The organism is Oceanobacillus sp. M60, assembly GCF_053839645.1.
In genome coordinates, this window is record NZ_JBSSNH010000002.1 from 608486 (window position 1) to 629853 (window position 21368).

Consider the following 21368-nt stretch of genomic DNA (forward strand, 5'->3'; position numbering starts at 1 on the left):
AATAATAAAAACAGGAATTCGAGTTTATCCTTTAACATACTTCTTCCCATTTTATAGACTAATGTAAACCTACAATTAATGAATTCTACATCTTTTTCATACGATTTGGCAAGCAAAAGGTTTCACATTAAATCATTTTATTTTAATACCCGTTCATAAATTACTATTTTAGTAGATAATCTAAAAAAATCAAGTCTGAAAATCAATTAACTATTATTTTCATATACCAGATACGCTCCGCCGATAATGCCTGCATCATTGCCGAGCTGACAAACTTTAATCGTACATACCTCGCTTATCCTTGGCAGTGCGTGTTTTCTGAATGCTTTTGTAACAGCATCGATTAAATAATCCCCTGCATTGGAAACACCGCCGCCTATCAAAATATTGGAAGGATTAATAATCATTGACATATTTGCCATCGCTTTACCTAAAACATCTGCGGTATAGTCAATAATCTCCTTGGAAGCCTGGTCTCCCTTTTTTGCCAGCTCAAAAATATGCTGCGTGGTAATACTTCCCTCTGATTGAAATAATTTCGCCAATTTGGAGTCCGGATTTGTCTGCACCTTTTCCATTCCCTGTCTGACGATGCCTGTTGCTGATGTAATAGTTTCTAAGCATCCTCTTTTACCGCAGTTGCATAAATAACCATTCTCTAATACTTCAATATGGCCAATTTCACCAGCCATTCCATTGGCACCATTTAAGATGGACCCATTTGCGATAATTCCGCCTCCAACCCCTGTACCAAGTGTGATGGCAATTAAATTTCTGGATTGATTCCCTGCACCGACCCAGTTCTCTCCTAATACGGCAATATTGGCATCATTCTCAGCATAAACGGGAACGTTCGCCAGTTTTTCAAGCTCTTCCGCTAAATGAATATCTTTCCAGCCAATATTTACAGCTTCTGCAATAATACCGGCATGCGCATCTACAAAGCCCGGTGCTCCGACGCCAATTCCTTTAATAGAAGCATCCTTGAATGACGGCGTCTGTAATTTTGATTCAATGCTTGCCCAAATATCTGGAATGATATGGACCCCTTCATTTGTTAAATCCGTAGGGATTTCCCATTTTTCAATGATGTCTCCATTTTTTGTAATAAATCCAATTTTAACGGTCGTACCGCCGATATCTACGCCTGCTAATAGTTCACTCATTGTTTTCCGTCCCCTTTTTATATTCTCTTATCTCTTTTTTCAGAAGCAATAACGCTTGTTGAAATTGCTCTACACTGATCAATTTCCATTCATATAGTTCATTTATTTCCATTATCATTAATTCTAAATCACCTAAACGATCTGCTGTATAAATAAAAGTACCAAACTTCAACAGCAGTTTTCGTACATCGTGTATATTCTCCATGCTATCACCAAAAACATTATACCAAAAGGGCATGAAAATGGGAAATGCGAAAAAGACCCAAATCGAATCAACGATCTGGATCTTTCGGCCGTAATATGGATGGACGCAGATGTCTCTCTGGTAATGGAAAACGAATAAAGGTATCACGCATATTCTTTGCGGAGAATGGAACCAGCGGCCAGAAATAAGGCGTATCCAACGTTCTCATTTTTATTAAAAATAACAGCCAAATGGTTACACCGACAACATATCCGCCGACACCGAACAAAGCCGTTGTAAATAATAAAAATAAGCGGACAAGGCGGTTGGCCATCCCTAATTCATAGCTCGGCGTGGCATACGAGCCAATGGCTGCCGTCGCAATATATAAAACCACCTCATGGGAAAACCAGCCGACTTCTACCGAAACCTCGCCAATCATGATTGCAGCAACCAGGCCAAGAGCCGTTCCCAGTGCTGATGGCGTATGAATCGATGCCATCCTTAAAATATCTAGGCCCAGCTCGGCGATTAAAAATTGAACCAGCAATGGAATAACACCTGAATCTTCCGGTCCGATAAAATCAAATGCTGCCGGCAGCAGCTCCGGCTGTACTGAAAATAAATAATATAACGGCAGGAGGAGAAGAGAAAAAAAAATGGCAATAAACCGAACAATTCGTAAATACGCTCCGACACTCGGTTTTTGACGATATTCTTCTGCATGCTGCAAATGCTGCCAGAATGTTGTCTGCGTAATCATCACACTGGGAGTGCCATCAATAATAAGCACGATATGACCCTCTAACAGATGAGAAGCGGCTGTATCAGGCCGCTCGGTATAACGGACCGCCGGATAGGGATTCCAATATCGGCGGCTAAAAAATTCTTCAATCGACTTTTCTGCCATTGGCAGCCCGTCTGTATCTATGCCGTCAAGTAACTCTTTCAGCCTCTCCACCTGTCTGGAATCAGCTATATCTTCTATGTAACTGATAACCACATCTGTTTTAGAGCGTCTGCCTACCTGTGTAAACTCCATTCTTAAGGAGCGATCTCTGACCCGGCGCCTGGTTAATGCCGTATTAAATACGAGGGTTTCCACAAATCCATCACGGGGGCCCCTGACAACCCTTTCCAAATCAGGCTCTTCTGGAGACCTTGCCGGATATTCTCTTGCATCAATGATAATTGCCTTATCCATTTCATCCACAAATAAAACAGTGGCTCCAGAAAGGATAAAATCGACTATTTTATCCATTTCTTTCATTTCTTCCAGCTCAATATAGGGAATATCTCTCTTCATTAATTTTCGTAATGTATCGGTATCCAGCTCATTCGGCTGAAGCCTTTGCAGCGATTGCATAATATAAAGCATGATATCGTCTTTTGCAAACCCGTCGACCATAAACATAGCCATATCCTTCCCGGCATAGTTTAAGTCTAAATTAATTATGTCGAAGCTTTTATCCACTCCCAGATAAGACTTTAGATAAGAAACATTGGTTTCTAAACTTGAAGCTACTTTTTTCATCTGATTGGTCAATTTTATCACCTTATATCATAGGATGTAGATAGTTTATATCACCAGATGAAATCTATACATGCTACATCATTTAAAACACACTAAAAAACCAGATTGCCATTCACGTTCAGCAGTCTGGTTTTTTAATCAGTAAGGTTGCAAATCATCCTTCAGCTTGGATAATTCTTCATCATCTGGAAAATGAGATAAGCCTTCATCAATAATAGCTTCGATTTCTGCGGTACTTGCGCCTTGCCTTGAATATAAAACGGCCAGGTTATTGTACATTTGCGGCAGTCTATGGTCGTATTGAACAGCCTCTTCCAAATCCTCTGCAGCATCTGTATACTCTCCTTCTTGAATATACGCAAACGAACGATGGAAAAGGAAATAGGGTATCAGCGTCTCATCATTCGTATCATCCAAAGCTTCTGTTGCAATGGAAATGGCTTCGTTAAAATGATTCTCTTCTAATTGCATCTCTACTTCAATTAATTTCAACTCTGGAGATGAAGAATTGAAAGACCAGCCATAAATAAACAATCCAAGACTTAGCACAACAAAACCAACCAAAGCAAGCAGCTGATTCTTTTTATTTTTTTTGTATGGGACATAGGCTGCTGCAGCAATCAAAAACCCGCCGGCCAGTCCGCCAAGGTGCGCTCCCATATCGATTTCAGGAATAGTAAATCCAATCACAAGGTTTATCCCTAAAATAAGCATGATATTAAAGCCCATTGTCTGAAGGAAGATTTTCTTATAAATCAACCCAAATAAGAGAAGTGCGCCAAACAGAGCGAATATAGCACCCGATGCCCCTGCTGACACATTGATAGAAAAAGCAAAGCTTGCAATAGAACCTGTTAAACCGCCCAGGAAATAAATAAAAAGAAACCGGATCCTCCCGAATATCTGTTCAATGGCTGCGCCAAGGTAGAATAAAGCAAGCATATTCATCATCAAATGAAGAAAATTTAAATGTAAAAACATCGATGTGAAGAATCTCCACCATTCTCCTTCCATGACAAGCAGATTAAAATTTGCCCCCATATCAATTAAATGCTGTGTATTCTCCATTTCTCCGCTGGTTATTTGAAAAATAAAAATGAGTACGTTGAAAGCAATCAATATGTATGTAAACAACGGTTTCGAAAATGAAAATATTTTCTTACGATTCTCCATTTCTTCCTGTATTTCTTGAAATAAAACATCTTTCATGCGCTTTGCGGCAGTTTCTTTATCAGTTTCTGTTACATACTTTTCTCTATCCGAAGATAATGAAATATGTAGATCATGGTTTAATTGACTGATTTCTTCCTCTTCATTTGCTTCAGCAAGATAATATGTATGCATCTTTGGAGCTTTCTTTGTTCCTTCTCCCCGCGGGTGCTTTACGTCTTCCCAATCATCCACCGGCAGTTCTTCTGCGATATAAATTGAATAGAAGACAGCATTTGAGCTCGCAATAGCCTGCCTGATCCGCTGCATCTGCTGGTAGGCAATCTGCGAATCCTGACGCAGGTGATTCGACCAATCAAACGTTTGCGGTTTCACTCGAATAATAGCGGATTTTCTGTCAGCTTTGCGCTCCAGCCAGATTTCATCCGTTTTATAGTCACCGGCAATAATTCGAAAACCTTGTGTTGTTAATTTATTCACCAGCTCATACGCCCGATATTGCATAGGTATGTCCATAAATCATCCTCCCCTCTTTGAAGCATACCAAATATTTATAATCAGGTACAATTTTCCGTTTGCAGTAAACCAGGGTGCAAAGATAATTTTTAAACAGATTCGTAAAGCACACCTGTCTTACCATCCTGAGTAAGCTCTCGTTTCGATTCGCCGACAAAGAGGGAGCATGCAGATGAATGGTGAAGAAAATAAAAATGGTGATTTAGAAATTAAACCATTTCCTTTTTCTTTTTCCACAAAATCATATTACCAAGCAGCGGTACCAGGTACTTTCTCCCCTGTTTCCAATTTAACATGCTGTTTAAAATGCGGTACCTCCATTTCATAAAAAGGAATGCAATGGATAGCAGCATCGCAAATACAAAGATAAAGCGCATCATTTTCCTGACCTCCTTCGAGATAGTACCCTTTTTGAACAACCTCTTTTACATCTTTTATTGTCAACGAAGAAAGCCATCTTATACATCAGATATGCTATTTGGAAGTTTTTATAGTTCGTTTTTCTGTTATAATCAGCTCTACAGGCAAATCATGACTTTCTCTTGGAATACGATCAACTAGCTGCTTTTCCGTACACAGTGAAATCGTTACACCCTTATAATCAGCCAGCATACGATCATAATACCCGCCGCCATAACCGATGCGATAGCCGTCCTTGTCAAAAATAACACCAGGCACCAGCAGCAAATCGATATCAGCAGGCGCTATAGGTGTCGTTTTTTCTGGAATAGGTTCTTTTATCCCGGCATAGCCAGCTTCGATTTGATCGAGCTGATTCCAAACATAATATTGCATTTCTTTCGTTTTCACAATACATTTAGGGGAAGCGATTATCCTTCCTTCCTCCCATGCCTTTTCCATGATGGAAGATGTAGCCCACTCCTGAGCCGTGGAGATTGTGATGCCTATTGTCGCAGCCTGCTGAAACACAGGACTTGCCACTAATTGATTCTGCAGTTTTTCTTCTATATTTTTCCGTTCAAATTCCGACAATCCGCTTATATACGTCAGCATATGCTGCCGCAGCATCTTTTTTTCTGACATGAGAAATCCACCTCCATAGATAAAAAAACTCTTATCCAATAATATCAGATAAGAGTTTTTTATGAATGCTTATTTAGTTTCACGGTGTAGGGTATGTTTTTTAAGACGTGGTGAGTATTTCATAAGCTCAATACGTTCCGGATTATTACGTTTGTTTTTTGTAGAAATATAGTTACGATCTCCTGTTTCCGTGCAAGCTAACGTTATATTTACGCGCATATCTATCCCTCCAAACTTTTCAACTTGCCTTTTTACATAACTGTACAGACTTTAATTATATTATCAAAGTTTCTTCAATTTATCAAGAATGTTTCTTCAAAGAATCCGAAAACTTTTCATACATTGATTTATTAAAGTTAAAGCAGACGTTTATCAAGATTTCTCCAGCTTTTAGCATAGTCACTTCTTTTAATTTATGGTATAACTATAAATGATACATAAAGTGCGTGTTCAAAAAGTTTCCAATGGTATTCGGCGGGACGAGTAATCACAGCAATGTGGTCAGCTTAATGCAGCCGCTGCGACGGGTAAACGCGGACCTATTACGCTGCGTACATTTGAAGGCTTTTGAACATCCTCATAAAGGGAGGGAATTAAAAATGTTAGTTGCCATTTTGGCAGTTGTCGTCATTGGAATTGTTCTATTTATCCTGTCATTCTTTATTAACGATCGTCTGGAAGAAGTAGAGAGTCAGCTTGAACAATTGTCTATTACAACAATGCAAGATACATATCAGCTGAAAAAGAAAGTATCTGTTTTAGAAGAAGAATTATTGCCTCAAAATATATCTGACGACGCTGTATCGTCTCAACCTAAAAATAATAATTAGAGGAGTATTATCATGAAACAACATGTAAGAGCGTTTGCTGTCGGTCTATTAACCAGCGGTGCCCTGCTTCTCGCTATTTATCTTTTTGGCGGTCAATCCTCAGGCAATCTGAAGGATACCGAGCCGGAAGAATTGATTTCGGTTTTGGAAGATCAAGGTTATGCCGTATTGACTCAGGATGAATACATTGCCTATAGCGTTGGCAGAGAAGATGGGGAAGAAGAAAATTCCGATGCAGATGAAGGAAACGGAAACGAAGAAGCAGATTCCGATTCAAACAACGATTCGGATGAAAATGATAGCACAGATGAAGAAGAAAATAGTAACAATGAAGATAGTAATGATGAAGAAAGCAATGAGAACGAAGATAGTAATGATAACGACTCAGAAAGCAATGAAGATGACGAAGCATCCGAGGATTCTGATGTGATTGAAGTAGAAATCACACTGGAGGACGGCGCACCGCCTTCCACTATCAGTAATGCTTTAGAAGATGCAGGTATTATTGATGACGCGTGGGACTTTAATGATTATCTGGATGATAATGATTTAAGCGGCAGTGTCATACCTGGAACCTATGAAATCGATAGCGAGATGTCGTTCAGCGAAATTGGCGATGTCATCACCACGTATTCCGAATAAAATCATCAAATTTAAAATGAGCTGTTCCATCCGGGAGCTGCTCATTTTTTAAATGATTCACAAAAAAACTTCCACCCGTTACGGGCAGAAGTTTTTTTATTCTTCGTTTTCAGTTTCACTGTCTTCGGAAGAATCACCTTCCGCATCTTCATCATGCTCTTCTTTTATTTCGAAATACGTATCTAAAATACGTTCACCAATTTTCAGGTTGACCTGGTCTCCTTCACCAATTCCAACATACGGTACAACCACGGCAAAAGCAACCTCCGGATCATCATAAGGCGCATAGCCGACTAATGTTAAATTATTAAGGGCAAACTCCTGGCCGTCTACATACTGAAATGACTGCGCTGTTCCTGTTTTTCCTGCCGGATTATAGGATTTATTCGCAAAAAAACCGCTTCCCGTTCCCTGTGATCCTTGATAGGAAAGACGGAATCCTTCCTGCACACGGCTGATTTGGTCATTTGTCATTTCAATCCGGTTCATTACCGATGTGTTTTTGGAATAATACAAAGGCCCCAGCTCATCTAAAGAAGCGATTGGATCACGCGCTTCCTTTAAGAAATGCGGCTGGACACGGTAGCCGTCGTTGGCAATTGTTGATACATATTGTGCAAGCTGCAGGGTTGTGTACGTATCATACTGGCCAATAGCAAAGTCAAGAATATTACCAGGGTTATCCGGGGCTTCCCCTCTAACGCCGGTACTTTCATATGGATAATCAATCCCCGTAGATGCTCCTAAGCCAAACTGATTAAAATAGTTTTGCAGCGTTTGTAAGGTTTCTCCTATATTTATGCTCAAGCTGGCATTATGCGGCATTGGGTAACGATAGTCTCCCCCTAACCGTAAAGCAACATAGAACATGTAAACATTGGATGACCTTTCTAAAGCACTTAAATCGTTAACGGTTCCCATTGCTGAAACAGATTTTTTCACTGGCGCTCCAGCTAACTTCATCGGCGCATCATTGAAAGCATCGCCCGGTGAAATTACCTCCGAATCATAACCAGTAAGAATTGTTGCTCCTTTAATACTGGAACCAGGCTCATGCGCATTGGCTAAAGCCATAAATGCTGCATCACTGTACTCATTCTTCTCCGAATCATAGTTCAGACCGGAAATAGCAAGCAGCTCTCCTGTTTTCGGATTCATAACCACAGCATACGCATTGGTTGCAAATCGATTTTCATAAGGGCTTTTTGCTTTCATGGACTGAAACTCATCTAATAAAATCTCATCCACTTCCTGCTGAAAATCTAAATCTGTTGTTAACACCAGATCTTTGCCTCGTTCTCCCTCTACTATGGTTTCCGAACCGACAATCGACCCGTTTTGGCGTGTCGTATATTGAATCTGTTCTTTACGCCCGCGCAGAAAATCCTCATACTGCTCTTCCAGCCCGCTCCTGCCGACACGATCGTTCCGGCTGTATCCCTTCGTCAGGTAAGCACTCATATCCTCTGCCGGAATTCCCTGCTCCTGGCTGGAGATACTGCCTAAAATACTTGTTAATGTATCACCGTTTGGATAGACACGATTCCAATCCGTTGTAGCATTAATACCAGGCAATTTATCCAGATTTTCCGCTACAGAAGCATATTCCTCTGCGGAAACCTCTTCATTCTTTACAATTTGAGGGGTTAGCGCATATGCTTTATCGAGTTCTTTTTTGATTGCGATAATTTCCAATTCACCACTGGAAAAATTTTCAATTTCTTCATCCGTAATCAAATCCAGCGTCGCATTATAAACCTCAGAATTGTCCATTTCTTCTGTATCAATTTCCTCTAATCGCTCTTCTATGTCTTCTTGATGTAACAATAAATAATATTCTCTTTTGTCTCTGTCTGTTATTCGATCAATATATTGGTCGTCACTCATATCAATATATTGTGCCAATGTTTCCGCTACTTTCAGACGGTCATCCGCCTGCACACCCTTGGGAGGCGTATACGTAATGGAATACATCGCTTCATTATCTACAATTAATTTCCCGTTTGTATCATAAATCTTCCCCCGGGGCACAGGTATACTTGTCGTATCTAAATTGGTTCTCTCAATTTCGTCCTGATAAGCTTCCCCGTTTAGAATTTGAACAACACCTAACTGAAGTATGAGTGCAGAAAATAATAAGAAGATAGCAAAGAAAAGAATATTCATGCGAACGGGAAGCTGAGCCCGTTTTTTCTTTTTCTTCTTGTCTACCACTTTTCTCCTCCTTCACATCTATTTTGAACTTGCATCGCATTAAACTGTATAGCTCGTTTAAAAGTATATACAATGAATCATTTATGTGCATCTTTTTAAACCTTTAAATTATAAAAAGAAACTCCGCCCCTCGGGGCACAATTATCTTCCGCTTATAATCGTTCAAGTTATAATAAAGACCACTGTTTGATTTTACCACATTTAGCGACTTTTTTCGTCCGTAAAATCTTCTTTTAATGCGATTTTTTGTTTTTTTGACGGTCCAATAAAAATGTTCCGGATGCAAAAATAGATGATGGCATGTCCAGCGCCGAATATAATCAGTAAAGCAGGGATAATCACGTCATGCGGAAATAGGAACATGCCAAATATAAACACGGCAATCGAAGCAATTCTTCCCAGATTCAAATAAATTTCCCGGACTACAATGTATTCCACTCTTCTCTCGCTGACCATCCGTGCTCTGCCAATTACATCATAGGTCAGGGATTGATACGGAACGGTCAGAATTGGGAAGGCAATTCCGATAATCACCGCGTATACAATCAACCAGAACAGACTCATTTCAAAAATAATAATAAAGATAGAAGCAAACAGTAAGATTCCGCCAAATAAAATGGCTTTTTTTCTTAATGCAGGTTGAATCCATTTTAAAGCAACAAAATAAAAAATAATGGATAATCCTGAAAGAAATAAATTAAAAACCCCTAAAATAAGCTCACTGTTCGTAACAAGAAAAATCCAGATGGTAATATAGAAACCATAAATACCTTCTCTCAGCCCTTGAAAAAAGTGAGCATGTAAAATACGCTTCCAATTTTTATTTTTCTTTCTTTCATTGATGACAGCAGGTAAAGCAAAGCTTCCTCTGCTTCCCTTTCGTATAATAAAAAAGCTTACAATAATGGCAGCAATAAACAGGCTTAAGGAAATGATAAAAATAGCGGTATAACCAAAATCCCCAGCCATTTTTGAAATCATCCATCCTGCAAGCAACGGTCCAACCATACCTGCAAACGAGGTCAGTGTGCCGGAAATGCCGTTAAACCAATCTCTTGTATCCGGTTCGGTAATCTCAAAGGTCAGTACATAATAAGCTAACCAAAAAAAACCGTACCCTATTCCCAATAAACAACCGAGTATAAAATTATAATATGCAGCCAGCTCGCCGATCCAAAGAACGAACAGAAAAAAGAAACATAAAAAAAGAATTCCGATTCGCAATATAATGATGCGATCGATTTTTTTGGATAATTTTCCAGCATAAATAAAAGATAATGCCTGGAATACATAGCTTGCCAAGTGATAATTAGCAATCACAAAAAAATCTCCGGATTGCTTCCATAGGTACACATTAACAAATGTATTTGATAAAAAGATTCCTGCTGCATATAAAGCGCCGATAAGCAAGAGTATCCAAAGATCCCGATATTCATCTTTTTGTTGTTTATATCTTCTGTACTGCTGTTGTAATTGCATAGAAAACGACTCCTTCTTCTTTTATTTTTAGCGAAGGAGCCGTATCTATACAAAAAGCTTGCAGAAACATAAAGTTATCTGCAAGCTTTTATAATTATTCTTTATTTTGCTGCTTCGTAATTGTTTGTTACTTGATCCCAGTTAACAACATTCCAGAATGCAGAAATATAGTCCGGGCGTCTGTTTTGATATTTAAGATAATATGCATGCTCCCATACATCTAATCCTAATAGTGGCGTCTTACCATCTGTTAATGGAGAATCCTGGTTTGGAGTGCTTGTGATTTCAAGCTCGCCATTGTTTAATACTAACCATGCCCAGCCAGAACCGAAACGTCCTGCTGCCGCAGCTGCAAAATCCTCTTTAAATTTGTCAAAAGAACCGAATTTGCTGTTGATTTTATCAGCCAGCTCGCCAGTTGGTTCTCCGCCGCCGTTTGGTGACAAAGTCTTCCAGAAGAAGCTGTGGTTAGCATGTCCGCCGCCATTGTTGCGTACAGCAGTACGGATGCTTTCAGGAACCTCATTTAAGTCCCTCACAAGCTCATCAACTGATTTGTTTTGCAGATCTTCATGTCCTTCTAATGCATCATTTAATTTGGTAACGTAGGTGTTGTGATGCTTCGTATGGTGAATGTTCATTGTTTCTTTATCGATAGATGGTTCCAATGCATCGTATGCATAAGGTAATTCCGGTAATTCAAATTTTGCCATGTGTAACTCCTCCTTAAAATAAATGATGATTTTATTTCTACAACTTATACGTTATCAAAGGTAAGAATTTCTTGCAAATATTTTGCACTGATATGTATCAAACATTCCTTATTAAATAACCGTTTACATATTATTGACTATCTCATTTTGATTTAGGGAAACTTTTTTCCCTTAAAGAAACAACAAAATATTTATAAAAAGAATCAGATTCCGCTTGCAAAATCTGAAAAAAGCACACAAAAAAACAAGCTTTGCGCTTGTTTTTTAGATGGCTCGGGACGGAATCGAACCGCCGACACAAGGATTTTCAGTCCTCTGCTCTACCGACTGAGCTACCAAGCCGTACATGGAGCTTTGATATAAAAGCTCTCCATCATTCTGTTGTGAAATATGTATGGAGGAGGTAGAGGGATTCGAACCCCCGCGCGGTTTGACCCGCCTCTCGGTTTTCAAGACCGACCCCTTCAGCCAGACTTGGGTATACCTCCAGACAGAATAAATGGTGGACCCTGCAGGACTCGAACCTGCGACCGATCGGTTATGAGCCGATAGCTCTAACCAACTGAGCTAAGGGTCCTTTTACTATTATTGAATGGGGCGACCGGTGGGGATCGAACCCACGCGTGCCGGAGCCACAATCCGGTGCGTTAACCACTTCGCCACGGCCGCCATGAAATAGCAAATGTATGTATATATTTTTTGGTAGCGGCGGAGGGGATCGAACCCCCGACCTCACGGGTATGAACCGTACGCTCTCGCCAGCTGAGCTACACCGCCATGGCTCCACAGGTAGGATTCGAACCTACGACCGATCGGTTAACAGCCGATTGCTCTACCACTGAGCTACTGTGGAATAATGTTTGTTTTAATTAGCAACAAAATATAATTTATCATGTTCTGTTGATTATGTCAACAACTTTTTTTGCGGTGTTGCAAAAGTTTTTATCAGAAGTTGACTGCAAGAATTATAATAGCATGTAATATAACATATTTCAACAAAAACTTATAAAAACTTTTTTCATTTCCGGTAATATATAGAAAAAGCTGTATTTCTATCGCATCTGTTATCCCCTCTTTTTAATATGCATGCTTCAAAATAATCAGATGTTCCATAAATGCTGTTGATAAATTATGCACCTCCGCGCTGCATAACAATGACCAGCAGTTATCACGTTAAAAGCGTTCTCTTCCCCTTTTATCCCGAAATAGATGAAATAAGGGCTCTATCCGCTTCATTACAACAGATAGAGCCCTTTTATATCAGATCATCCTTAATGGTCTCCTAAGACGTTCTGAGCAATGTTTACAGCATGATCGCCAATTCGTTCTAAATTACTTATGATATCGACAAAAACGATTCCTGCTGATCCATTACAAGTGCCTTCATTCATACGGATAATATGGTTTTTACGGAATTTCCGCTCCATTTTATCGATTTGGTCTTCTTTTTGAATAACTTCTAAAGCCGCTTCCCTATCGTTTGCCTCTAAAGCCTCAACAGCCTGTTTAACTGTCATATACGTTAAATCAAACATTTTGTTGAGATCTTCAATTGCCTGATCTGTCAGCGAAACTTTGTTGGACATTTTATAGTCCACCAGTTCAACCACATTCTCAAAATGGTCGCCAATTCGTTCAATATCACGAATTGTACTCATTAAGCTGGTATGTTCTATACTTTCCGGTTCTGTTAAGTTGGTAGAAGCGATATCCACTAAATACTCCGTTATTTTACGATCCAGATTATTCAGCGCTCCTTCAATTTGCAGAGCCATCTCGGAATTTTTCGGATTCTGCGTAGTGACATAACTGTGGGTTTCCTCTAAACCTTGATACGCATATTTCCCCATACGGACGACTTCCATCTTAGCCTGGCCCAGTGCCAGCGAGGAAGACTGCTGAAGGAAAATAGAATCCAGATGCTTTGGTTTATACTCAATAATGACATCATCTCCAGGCACCAGCTTCGTAATGAGCCATGCCAAAGCACCGATAAATGGAAATTGAATAATCGTATTTGCGATATTATAGCTTCCATGCGCAAAGGCAATTGTCATCTCCGGGTTTAAACTTAAGCTGGATTGTAAATAGTAAATAAATTGAGTAAACGGATAAAGCAAGATAATAAAAATAATCGCACCTAGTAAATTAAACGTTACATGTGTATAGGCAGCTCGTTTGGCAGCGACAGATGTACCTATACTTGCAAGAACAGCTGTAATGGTAGTACCGATATTATCGCCAAATAATACAGGAATAGCTGCCTTTAAGTCAACTGCACCCTGTGCGAATAATCCTTGCAGAATACCGATGGTTGCTGATGAACTTTGTACAATTACAGTAAATACGGTACCAATAACTACTCCAAGAATTGGTGTATCGCTCATAGAAACTGTCAAATCTTGAAATGCCTGTAAAGAGCGGAGAGGTGTCATCCCGCTGCTCATTAATTCAAGCCCATAAAACAGAGCTCCAAAACCGAATATCGCCTGTCCTACCGCTACAATTTTTTGCTTCTTAAAGAAAAAGATTGTAAACGCACCTAAGGCTAAAAATAATAACGAATACTCCCCAACATCTATTCCAATAATAAAAGCTGTTACGGTTGTACCGATATTCGCCCCCATGATCACACCAATTGCCTGTCTTAATGTCATAAAACCGGCATTAACAAGCCCTACAGTTAAAACAGTAGTTCCTGAACTGCTCTGAATAAGCACAGTTACAATAATCCCAGCAAGCACACCCAGGAAAGGATTGGTTGTAAACCGGTCCAGAATATCCCGCAGACGATCTCCTGCTGATTTTTGGAGTCCGTCCCCCATCATTTTTATCCCCATCAGGAATATGCCGATTCCTCCGAGAAATTCAATAATTAAACTTTGAACATCGATATCCACGAAAACTTCATCCCTTCTACCTCTTATGTAAACTTTTGTAGAATTTTGCGCCTCATTCATTATTGATGATTCTAAAGAGAATGTAAACATGTTTGATGAAAAATTTACATAGATTTAATATTTGTTTACATTCGAATAGAAAGGGATGCTTAGTATCTGCTTTTTTCATGAAAATATGTATAATATTAGGACCAATCGCATACAAATACAGGATTCATCTCCAGCTTTATGAAATGAATCCTGTTTCAGGGTTATTCTATTTAATTACGAACTATTAATTAATCTTCTTTAAGCTCCTCTATCCGGACACTGGTTCCATCCACTGCCACTACTTTAATCGGCGTTCCTTTTTTAATCCAGCGTCCGCCAGATACAGCACTGTAATGTTTTTTATTCACTTCAATCGTACCGGAAGGTCTAAAATCGGTCAGCGCAACGCCTTCTTCTCCCAGCAAAGCTTCATACTCTTTACTGAGCGAGCTGTAGCCCTGTTCATTTGTAAGCTGGTCCATTAAAGCGATTTTCGTCCACATCTGTCTCCGTTTAAATACTTTTAAAAACGCCAGAGATGAAAATGCTCCAATGACGATACTGATTACCGCATAAAGACCGTTTGCAAAATCCGGCTGCGGCAATGCAACGGCAACGATCATCAAAACCAGTCCAATTGTAGCCAAGGTTCCATCGTTCAACACTTTGCCATCAATAATAATCAGTAATATTCCCAGGAAGTATATAATAAACATGAGTAAGACCGAATTGGTTTCTGTGTATACCGTAAAATAAACAGTTATAAATCCCAGCCCTAATACACCAAATATACCACGCATATTTACAAACATTTCACCTAATATAAATAAAGTTCCAAAAAATAAGGCAAGAAATCCAACCCATTGTAATTCAACCACGTCCATACCATTCACACCCTCTCGTTGCCCTGCTTATCATGCATATATAAAAACGATAAGAAGGACTTTTTTGACATCCTCTTCTATATTATATGTACGTATGAGGAAAGAAAATAGTTTCATTAAAGGAGATTTTTTATGGAATTTTTGCGTAGAATTTCCCTGATTACGTTTATTATATTAGTTGCAGTCAGTATTTTTCAAGACTTAGCTCATTCAGACGGGACAACCTCCGTTTCAAATAATGAAAATTTGGAACTGCCTCCTTTTGAAGCTGTTCCGGTAAAAGTAAATCCTGGAGATACGGTTCTCAGTATTACAGAAGAAATCCAAACCATAACGGTCAACACTGTCTCTGTTGAGATTATTTTAAAGGCTTTTGAATCATTGAACCCGAACATCTCCTCCAATGACATCCATGTACATGAAGTTTACTATTTCCCACAATTTCAAGAGGAGCATTAGAAAAAGCAAACATCCGCTTTATTTTTCAAAGTGAATGCTTGCTTTTTATTATGAAATGCAGCTTTTTGCTAAATAATTTTAATGCTCAGAAATGCCGCCTAGGAAAAGAAAGGGATAATGAAAAAAGCGGAAATCAAAGAAAGAGCTCCTGCTATAATTCCGATAATACCAAGAATATTTGTCCCTCTGCTTCGTGCTACAAACCCGAATACAATGCTGGCGGCTCCTAAAATAACCGGCCAGGTAAAAAATGAAATAATTGCTAAGATGATACTTCCCCATCCATATATTGTCCCCGGGTTAAAGCTTTTCTCATCTTCAAATTCCAACAGGTTGGCATCGGTTAATTCTGTTGAAAATTCTTCCATTCTTTTGCTGTCTAACTGTTCATTTGTATGTTCATGCTGTGGTCTTTGTCCATGGTTCGGCATATCCTGTATACGTTTGTCTTTATCATTATCATTCATGAGATAAACTCCTTATACTTTAGAATTATATGATTAGCATACGGAATCTACAGGTTTTCATACAGGTATCATGCGGAATTTTTAGCAAAGAATGGTATAATCTTTTTGTTGTCAGCATATATTTACATGATGGAAGAAAATAAGAGGATATTCAAAAGGAGGGATGATATGTCTTTCTTTATCAAAGAAATGATTAAAAATAAACTGCGTAAATTAACCCCAGATGAAATTTTACATTATAGTGCCGAATACGGCTTTGCTATCACACGTACACAAGCAGACCAGATTGTACATTATTTAAGAACTTCTGCACCTAATCCATTTGACCAGGCAGATCGTGACCGCTTTATGATGGAGCTTGCAAAAATCACGGATCAGAAAACAGCAGCAGCAGCACAGCAGTTAATGGATGAGGTCATTAAATCATATGGGATGGAGCATTTATTTGAAAACTAAAACCGGCTGAAATTAAAAAAGATGAGCATTCCCATATATAGGGTGCTCATCTTTCTTAATTTATCATGGTTAATTGACCATAAACCCCCGCTGAATAAAGTTTGATTTTATACGGGACTAGCCTTCCATAATGATTTCCTTTAAATTCTCTTGAAAATCACCTTCGCGCAGCATTGCTATTTCATACTTGTACGGTGCTTTTTTATTTTTCTTATCTGTGCCTACATAAGGTGTTTCAAGGATTTTAGGAAGCTCGCTAAGCTGCGGATGATGAACAACCTTGTGGAGGGCATCAAAGCCAATGTAGCCAAAACCGATGTTTTCATGACGGTCTTTATGAGCTCCGCGGTCATTTTTACTGTCATTGACATGGACTACTTTCAGACGGTCTAATCCGACGATTTTATCAAATGAATTCAATACCCCATCAAAATCATTGACGACGTCATAGCCTGCATCATGAATATGACATGTATCCAAACAAACAGAGAGATGTTCATTGTGCGTAACACCAGAAATAATTTCAGCCAGTTCTTCAAATGTACGGCCCATTTCGGAGCCTTTTCCAGCCATTGTTTCTAATGCAATTTGAACATCATTTTTTTGTTCAAGCACTTCATTTAATCCTTCGATAATTTTCGGAATACCCTTGTCCGGGCCTTCCCCCACATGCGCTCCCGGATGAAGTACGATTTGTTTTGCCCCCAGAGCCTCGGTACGTTCGATTTCACTCCGCAGAAAATTAACGCCCAATTCAAATGTCTCCGGTTTTACCGTGTTGCCGATATTAATAATATACGGCGCATGCACAACAATGTCAGCTATTCCATGAGATGCCATATGTTCTAATCCAGCTTCAATATTTAATTCTTCAATCGGCTTTCTTCTTGTGTTCTGCGGTGCGCCTGTATAAATCATAAAGGTATTTGCCCCGTAGGAAGCAGCTTCTTCGCTGGATCCTAATAACATTTTCTTACCATTCATTGAAACATGAGAACCGATTTTCACCATATTTATTCCTCCTAACGCTTCTTTCTGTTTTGCTCTTTTGTCAGCTGTCTTTTAATTTGCTGTTGCTGCTGCTTTTGTTTTTTCTTATAGCCCGGCTTTACTTTCTTTGCTTTTCTTACGCGCTTCCACGCTTCCCGGTCATTACTTGTGTCTTCAGTTTTCCGGCGTGTTCTTTCATTCCAGGATTTATCCTCGGTCCATTCACCCTGCTTAACCTCTACGAACGAGAACGTGAGTCCCTTTTGCTCCAATCTTTCGATTAAACGGGCGTCCTCTTCGCTGTAAATACTGACTGCTGTGCCCTCTAGTCCGGCTCGTGCTGTCCTGCCGACACGATGAATATAAAAATGCTCTTCTTTTGGAAGCTGGGCATTAATTACATGGCTGACACCTTTGATATCAATTCCCCTTGAAGCTAAATCTGTTGCGACTACGTATTGATAGCGCAGCTGCTGTATCTCTTTCAATACACGCTTTCTCTCCCGGGGCGTCAGACCGCCATGAATGACACCAACATCCAAGCCATAGCCTCCAAGCGCTTCTGCCAGCTCATTAGCCTGTTGTTTCCCATTTGTAAATACCAGCGCTAAATAGGGATGGATTGTCTTGGAAATATCCCAAATAATCTTCGCTTCATCCCGATGCTTTTTCAGAATAAGCCGATGCTCCATCGTTTCCGGAGAAAAATGCTCTTCCATTTTAATATATTCCGGATTTCTTAAATATTTTTTAAAGAAATGCTGTAAGCGCTGTGGAATAGTTGCCGAGAAGACCAGCAGCTGAATATCCTGCTTCGCGCGTACTAATAATTGATCCACTTCTTCAATAAAGCCTAAATCAAGCATCAAGTCCGCCTCGTCAATCACAAACGATTCCGCACTATAGATGGATAATGCTCCATCCTTTACCAAATCTAAAATTCTCCCTGGTGTCCCCACCACAATCATTGGCGGTGTTTTTAATTTCTCAATTGCCTTTTGTTTATCGGTACCGCCGACAAGCAGCTTGGCTGTCCATTTTTCTGTCTTATCCGCAATTGTAATGATTTTCCTTACTTCATTGTAAAGCTGTGTTGCCAGTTCCCTTGTTGGCGCAGTAATTACAAACTGCACTTTTTTTTGATTCTCATCCAGCTGTTGAAACATCGGCAATAAAAATGCATGCGATTTGCCGGAACCGGTCCGGGATTGACCAATAACACTTTTTCCATCCAAGATAGCAGGTATCACTTTTTCTTGGATTGCAGTCGGATTTCTAAAATCCAATTCTTGAATAATATCCTGGATATCCATATCCAGGGATAGTTCTGCAAATGTTTTTTCCATCTGTTTCCCTCCTTTGAAATCTTTTCTATAATAAGTTGAAATAAAATGAAACTTCACTCAGCGGAAGTTTTTGTTCTTCCAACGCTCTCAGGTTAATAGCCAGCCGCTACGGAAAAATACTACGCTAGTTAGATTTTTACTACCTATTTATAACAAACATAAAATTCATTAACCTGACAACATTGGTTTATATTCTTCACCCACTGAGAGTTAGTTGAGTGATTCAGGGAGCTAGCATCCGTTATCTCCCGCCTAAATACATTTATTTTTACGTTTTATTTTAAGGCGGGAGTTTTACGGACAGTTCTCCGTGATAAATATCCAGCCTATGATATTTTCTACCACGTGTTATAGAGGGAGACCTCAAAAATACTATGCTGGTTAAAATGCTTATCACTCAAATAAATCATTTAACTATCTATTTCACATAAATACGAACGGGTCTGTATTTACTTCTGATACATAAACCTTTGACCTGAATGCAGGTATTTCCTGTATAAGTTTTTCCTTGGTTGCTGTTTTCATTATCTTCTCGATATAATGACCGGCATCAATGACTGTCAGTCCCATCTGCTCTGCATCTTGAGCAGCGTGAAATGTCATATCTCCTGTAATATATACATCCGCTTTTTTTCGGAGCGCATGACTGACATATTTCTCCCCGCTTCCTCCCAGGACAGCAACTTTTTTTACATTCTTTTCTATATTACCAGAAACACGCACGCGAGGCATGTCTAAATTCTTTTTCACCGTTTCAATGAATGCCTTCATTGAAACCGGGGATTCCAGGACACCAAAGCGTCCGATTCCAATCGACTGTCCTTTATTTTCCAATGGATACATATCATAAGCCGGTTCTTCATAAGGATGGGCTGAAATAACAGCATCTATCACCCTGGCTAGATTTTTCTTAGGAACAACGGCTTCCAGCTTCTTCTCATCGACAAAAGTCATTTCATTCTGCTCGCCAATATACGGGACAGCCTGCTCTGACGGAAGAAAAGTCCCTTGTCCGGCGCTTTGAAAGGTGCAATGACTGTAATCGCCGATTTGGCCAGCTCCGCCCTGATGCAGAGCATCCCGTAATTCCTGTACATGCGACTCTGGAACAAAAACAACAATTTTAAGCAGCGACTCTTGTTCTAACACTTCTAAGGGTTCTTTATTTTTCAATTCAAGGGCGTCACTTAATAAATCATTTACACCACCCTCGGCGATATCCAGATTGGTATGTGCAGCAAAGACCGTTATATCGTTTTTTAAAAGCTTTTGTACCACTCTCCCCTTCGGATGATCGACATTAATCTGTTTTAAAGGCTGAAACAGCAAAGGGTGATGGGCAATAATCAAATTCGCCCCTTTTTCAATTGCTTCATCAACTACTTCCTCCGTCACATCCAGTGTAATCAGAATTTGAGATGTCGTATCATGAAACCGTCCAGTCTGTAAACCGATATTATCCCAATGATAGGCAAAACTTTTCGGTGCCCAGCTGTCCATAATCCGAAAAAAATCAGCGTGTTTCGTCGTTTGTTCCTTCATGATCAAGTTCCTCCTTCATCCAGTATAATTCTGTTTGGAAATCAGCTATTTTCTCATGATTTATTTGCTTTGCCTGCTGCATTTGCAAAATGATTTGTTCGATATTCATTATTTCCTGTGACCACTTTTTAATAAAAGCAGCATTCTTCTCTTTCATTAAATAGGGACCTAATAAAAGCTGCCTGCCCTTCTTCAGTTCATTATCGCTGTATGGTGAAGAGGCTTCTGTATAACGATCCGCAACAAGCACTTCATAGATATGTCCCTGCTCATCCACAATCTCTTCTGCTCTCAGTATAAAATCATTTTGATCAAACCATCGTCTGACTGCTCTTGCGTCTACATTAGGCTGTGCAATAATTCGTTCAGCAGATTTAGCAATAGCAGCATGGTTTTCTAAGATGGAAGTAATCAATCCTCCGCCCATCCCTGCAATGACGATTTGTTTGACCTCACCTTCATTTATGACAGATAAACCATCTCCTAAACGGGCATCGATTCGTTCCTCTAATTGATGAAATCGAATTGTTTTTTTGGCGCTGTCTAAAGGCCCTTGATTCACTTCTCCGGCAATAGCGCTTGCTGTTTTATCTCTTTGGCAGACATAGGCAGGCAGATATGCATGATCTGAACCAATATCTGCGAAATGCGCTCCCTGAGGCAGATATTCAGCAACTATTTTCAAACGATTCGATAGGGTGACATTCTGGTTCATTATTTGTTCTCCTTTTAAAGACAGTTCTTTTCTGTATTTCTCCAATAAGAAAAGCTTTCTGTACGAATCAGAAAGCTTTCATTTCTT

The 21368-nt window shown here is 39.5% G+C and carries 21 protein-coding genes and 6 tRNA genes; 4 read left to right on the top strand and 23 right to left on the bottom strand.

Annotated elements, in window-relative coordinates:
- Positions 1–206 precede the first annotated feature (206 nt).
- From ACW0TQ_RS07180 to rpmG, 7 genes are all read right to left on the bottom strand, one after another.
- On the bottom strand, positions 207–1166 hold the full coding sequence (locus ACW0TQ_RS07180; protein WP_455725447.1) for an ROK family glucokinase: 960 nt from the start codon (positions 1164–1166) through the stop codon (positions 207–209).
- Positions 1159–1371: a YqgQ family protein gene (locus ACW0TQ_RS07185; protein WP_042534778.1), complete on the bottom strand. Its 213-nt coding sequence runs from the start codon at positions 1369–1371 to the stop codon at positions 1159–1161. Before ACW0TQ_RS07185 ends, ACW0TQ_RS07180 begins: the two co-directional genes overlap by 8 nt.
- A gap of 67 nt (positions 1372–1438) precedes the next feature.
- Positions 1439–2884 carry a spore germination protein gene (locus ACW0TQ_RS07190; RefSeq protein WP_042536315.1) on the bottom strand — a complete coding sequence of 482 codons (1446 nt, stop codon included), beginning with the start codon at positions 2882–2884 and terminating at the stop codon, positions 1439–1441.
- 138 nt (positions 2885–3022) lie between these two features.
- Entirely contained in the window at positions 3023–4570 is a 1548-nt protein-coding gene (locus tag ACW0TQ_RS07195) for a rhomboid family intramembrane serine protease (RefSeq protein ID WP_455725448.1), read from the bottom strand.
- 209 nt (positions 4571–4779) lie between these two features.
- The gene (locus ACW0TQ_RS07200; protein ID WP_175297070.1) at positions 4780–4950 is read right to left on the bottom strand and encodes a hypothetical protein; all 171 of its coding nucleotides are present in this window, start codon (positions 4948–4950) and stop codon (positions 4780–4782) included.
- 94 nt (positions 4951–5044) lie between these two features.
- On the bottom strand, positions 5045–5614 hold the full coding sequence (locus ACW0TQ_RS07205) for a 5-formyltetrahydrofolate cyclo-ligase (protein WP_368900657.1): 570 nt from the start codon (positions 5612–5614) through the stop codon (positions 5045–5047).
- A 69-nt stretch (positions 5615–5683) separates the two neighbouring features.
- Positions 5684–5833, bottom strand: coding sequence for a 50S ribosomal protein L33 (rpmG, locus tag ACW0TQ_RS07210; protein WP_040985278.1), 150 nt, complete (start codon positions 5831–5833; stop codon positions 5684–5686).
- Positions 5834–6213: 380 nt separating this feature from the next.
- Here rpmG and ACW0TQ_RS07215 point away from each other — a divergent pair, with 380 nt between their 5' ends.
- Both ACW0TQ_RS07215 and ACW0TQ_RS07220 read left to right on the top strand, forming a co-directional pair.
- Positions 6214–6444, top strand: a complete 231-nt coding sequence (locus tag ACW0TQ_RS07215) for a hypothetical protein (RefSeq protein WP_042534783.1) — start codon at positions 6214–6216, stop codon at positions 6442–6444.
- A 12-nt stretch (positions 6445–6456) separates the two neighbouring features.
- On the top strand, positions 6457–7086 hold the full coding sequence (locus tag ACW0TQ_RS07220) for a hypothetical protein (protein WP_455725449.1): 630 nt from the start codon (positions 6457–6459) through the stop codon (positions 7084–7086).
- 96 nt (positions 7087–7182) lie between these two features.
- Here ACW0TQ_RS07220 and ACW0TQ_RS07225 read toward each other — a convergent pair whose 3' ends face one another.
- The 11 genes from ACW0TQ_RS07225 to ACW0TQ_RS07275 all read right to left on the bottom strand — a co-directional run bounded on the left by ACW0TQ_RS07225 (position 7183) and on the right by ACW0TQ_RS07275 (position 15306).
- Entirely contained in the window at positions 7183–9300 is a 2118-nt protein-coding gene (locus ACW0TQ_RS07225) for a peptidoglycan D,D-transpeptidase FtsI family protein (RefSeq protein WP_455725450.1), read from the bottom strand.
- 201 nt (positions 9301–9501) lie between these two features.
- Positions 9502–10779, bottom strand: a complete 1278-nt coding sequence (locus tag ACW0TQ_RS07230) for an MFS transporter (protein ID WP_341173047.1) — start codon at positions 10777–10779, stop codon at positions 9502–9504.
- 101 nt (positions 10780–10880) lie between these two features.
- Positions 10881–11492, bottom strand: coding sequence for a superoxide dismutase SodA (sodA, locus tag ACW0TQ_RS07235; protein WP_042534787.1), 612 nt, complete (start codon positions 11490–11492; stop codon positions 10881–10883).
- Positions 11493–11761: 269 nt separating this feature from the next.
- Positions 11762–11834, bottom strand: a tRNA-Phe gene (locus ACW0TQ_RS07240).
- Positions 11835–11887: 53 nt separating this feature from the next.
- Positions 11888–11980, bottom strand: a tRNA-Ser gene (locus ACW0TQ_RS07245).
- A 12-nt stretch (positions 11981–11992) separates the two neighbouring features.
- Positions 11993–12069: transfer RNA gene (locus ACW0TQ_RS07250), tRNA-Ile, on the bottom strand.
- Positions 12070–12085: 16 nt separating this feature from the next.
- Positions 12086–12161, bottom strand: a tRNA-His gene (locus tag ACW0TQ_RS07255).
- Between the two features lie 31 nt (positions 12162–12192).
- Positions 12193–12269: transfer RNA gene (locus ACW0TQ_RS07260), tRNA-Met, on the bottom strand.
- A 1-nt stretch (position 12270) separates the two neighbouring features.
- Positions 12271–12345 (bottom strand) — tRNA-Asn (locus ACW0TQ_RS07265).
- A 418-nt stretch (positions 12346–12763) separates the two neighbouring features.
- A complete protein-coding gene (locus ACW0TQ_RS07270; protein WP_455725451.1) occupies positions 12764–14392 on the bottom strand; it encodes a Na/Pi cotransporter family protein in 1629 nt (542 codons plus the stop codon).
- A gap of 278 nt (positions 14393–14670) precedes the next feature.
- Positions 14671–15306, bottom strand: coding sequence for an NfeD family protein (locus tag ACW0TQ_RS07275; protein ID WP_042534791.1), 636 nt, complete (start codon positions 15304–15306; stop codon positions 14671–14673).
- 132 nt (positions 15307–15438) lie between these two features.
- Between ACW0TQ_RS07275 and ACW0TQ_RS07280 the strand changes: the two genes are divergently transcribed.
- Positions 15439–15765 carry a hypothetical protein gene (locus ACW0TQ_RS07280; protein WP_193063937.1) on the top strand — a complete coding sequence of 109 codons (327 nt, stop codon included), beginning with the start codon at positions 15439–15441 and terminating at the stop codon, positions 15763–15765.
- Positions 15766–15863: 98 nt separating this feature from the next.
- Here ACW0TQ_RS07280 and ACW0TQ_RS07285 read toward each other — a convergent pair whose 3' ends face one another.
- Positions 15864–16232 carry a DUF4190 domain-containing protein gene (locus ACW0TQ_RS07285; RefSeq protein ID WP_052485089.1) on the bottom strand — a complete coding sequence of 123 codons (369 nt, stop codon included), beginning with the start codon at positions 16230–16232 and terminating at the stop codon, positions 15864–15866.
- A gap of 168 nt (positions 16233–16400) precedes the next feature.
- Here ACW0TQ_RS07285 and ACW0TQ_RS07290 point away from each other — a divergent pair, with 168 nt between their 5' ends.
- Positions 16401–16688 carry a DUF2624 domain-containing protein gene (locus ACW0TQ_RS07290; RefSeq protein WP_193063938.1) on the top strand — a complete coding sequence of 96 codons (288 nt, stop codon included), beginning with the start codon at positions 16401–16403 and terminating at the stop codon, positions 16686–16688.
- 117 nt (positions 16689–16805) lie between these two features.
- Here ACW0TQ_RS07290 and ACW0TQ_RS07295 read toward each other — a convergent pair whose 3' ends face one another.
- From ACW0TQ_RS07295 to ACW0TQ_RS07310, 4 genes are all read right to left on the bottom strand, one after another.
- A complete protein-coding gene (locus ACW0TQ_RS07295; RefSeq protein ID WP_339177971.1) occupies positions 16806–17699 on the bottom strand; it encodes a deoxyribonuclease IV in 894 nt (297 codons plus the stop codon).
- 11 nt (positions 17700–17710) lie between these two features.
- Complete coding sequence (locus ACW0TQ_RS07300; protein WP_042534800.1) at positions 17711–19024, bottom strand: DEAD/DEAH box helicase; 1314 nt, start codon at positions 19022–19024, stop codon at positions 17711–17713.
- Positions 19025–19447: 423 nt separating this feature from the next.
- Positions 19448–20566: a Nif3-like dinuclear metal center hexameric protein gene (locus tag ACW0TQ_RS07305; RefSeq protein WP_455725452.1), complete on the bottom strand. Its 1119-nt coding sequence runs from the start codon at positions 20564–20566 to the stop codon at positions 19448–19450.
- Positions 20538–21281: a tRNA (adenine(22)-N(1))-methyltransferase gene (locus tag ACW0TQ_RS07310; RefSeq protein ID WP_455725453.1), complete on the bottom strand. Its 744-nt coding sequence runs from the start codon at positions 21279–21281 to the stop codon at positions 20538–20540. The genes ACW0TQ_RS07305 and ACW0TQ_RS07310 overlap by 29 nt, the downstream gene beginning before the upstream one ends.
- Between the last annotated feature and the right edge of the window lie 87 nt (positions 21282–21368).

Bases quoted from the DNA above. Each gene is read 5' to 3' on its own strand.
- sodA (WP_042534787.1), bottom strand. From the start codon at position 11,492: ATGGCAAAATTTGAATTACCGGAATTACCTTATGCATACGATGCATTG.
- ACW0TQ_RS07290 (WP_193063938.1), top strand. From the start codon at position 16,401: ATGTCTTTCTTTATCAAAGAAATGATTAAAAATAAACTGCGTAAATTA.
- ACW0TQ_RS07185 (WP_042534778.1), bottom strand. From the start codon at position 1,371: ATGGAGAATATACACGATGTACGAAAACTGCTGTTGAAGTTTGGTACT.
- ACW0TQ_RS07295 (WP_339177971.1), bottom strand. From the start codon at position 17,699: ATGGTGAAAATCGGTTCTCATGTTTCAATGAATGGTAAGAAAATGTTA.
- ACW0TQ_RS07300 (WP_042534800.1), bottom strand. From the start codon at position 19,024: ATGGAAAAAACATTTGCAGAACTATCCCTGGATATGGATATCCAGGAT.
- ACW0TQ_RS07195 (WP_455725448.1), bottom strand. From the start codon at position 4,570: ATGGACATACCTATGCAATATCGGGCGTATGAGCTGGTGAATAAATTA.
- ACW0TQ_RS07275 (WP_042534791.1), bottom strand. From the start codon at position 15,306: ATGGACGTGGTTGAATTACAATGGGTTGGATTTCTTGCCTTATTTTTT.
- ACW0TQ_RS07310 (WP_455725453.1), bottom strand. From the start codon at position 21,281: ATGAACCAGAATGTCACCCTATCGAATCGTTTGAAAATAGTTGCTGAA.
- ACW0TQ_RS07190 (WP_042536315.1), bottom strand. From the start codon at position 2,884: ATGAAAAAAGTAGCTTCAAGTTTAGAAACCAATGTTTCTTATCTAAAG.
- ACW0TQ_RS07180 (WP_455725447.1), bottom strand. From the start codon at position 1,166: ATGAGTGAACTATTAGCAGGCGTAGATATCGGCGGTACGACCGTTAAA.
- ACW0TQ_RS07230 (WP_341173047.1), bottom strand. From the start codon at position 10,779: ATGCAATTACAACAGCAGTACAGAAGATATAAACAACAAAAAGATGAA.
- ACW0TQ_RS07305 (WP_455725452.1), bottom strand. From the start codon at position 20,566: ATGAAGGAACAAACGACGAAACACGCTGATTTTTTTCGGATTATGGAC.
- ACW0TQ_RS07205 (WP_368900657.1), bottom strand. From the start codon at position 5,614: ATGTCAGAAAAAAAGATGCTGCGGCAGCATATGCTGACGTATATAAGC.
- ACW0TQ_RS07200 (WP_175297070.1), bottom strand. From the start codon at position 4,950: ATGATGCGCTTTATCTTTGTATTTGCGATGCTGCTATCCATTGCATTC.
- rpmG (WP_040985278.1), bottom strand. From the start codon at position 5,833: ATGCGCGTAAATATAACGTTAGCTTGCACGGAAACAGGAGATCGTAAC.
- ACW0TQ_RS07215 (WP_042534783.1), top strand. From the start codon at position 6,214: ATGTTAGTTGCCATTTTGGCAGTTGTCGTCATTGGAATTGTTCTATTT.
- ACW0TQ_RS07280 (WP_193063937.1), top strand. From the start codon at position 15,439: ATGGAATTTTTGCGTAGAATTTCCCTGATTACGTTTATTATATTAGTT.
- ACW0TQ_RS07285 (WP_052485089.1), bottom strand. From the start codon at position 16,232: ATGAATGATAATGATAAAGACAAACGTATACAGGATATGCCGAACCAT.
- ACW0TQ_RS07220 (WP_455725449.1), top strand. From the start codon at position 6,457: ATGAAACAACATGTAAGAGCGTTTGCTGTCGGTCTATTAACCAGCGGT.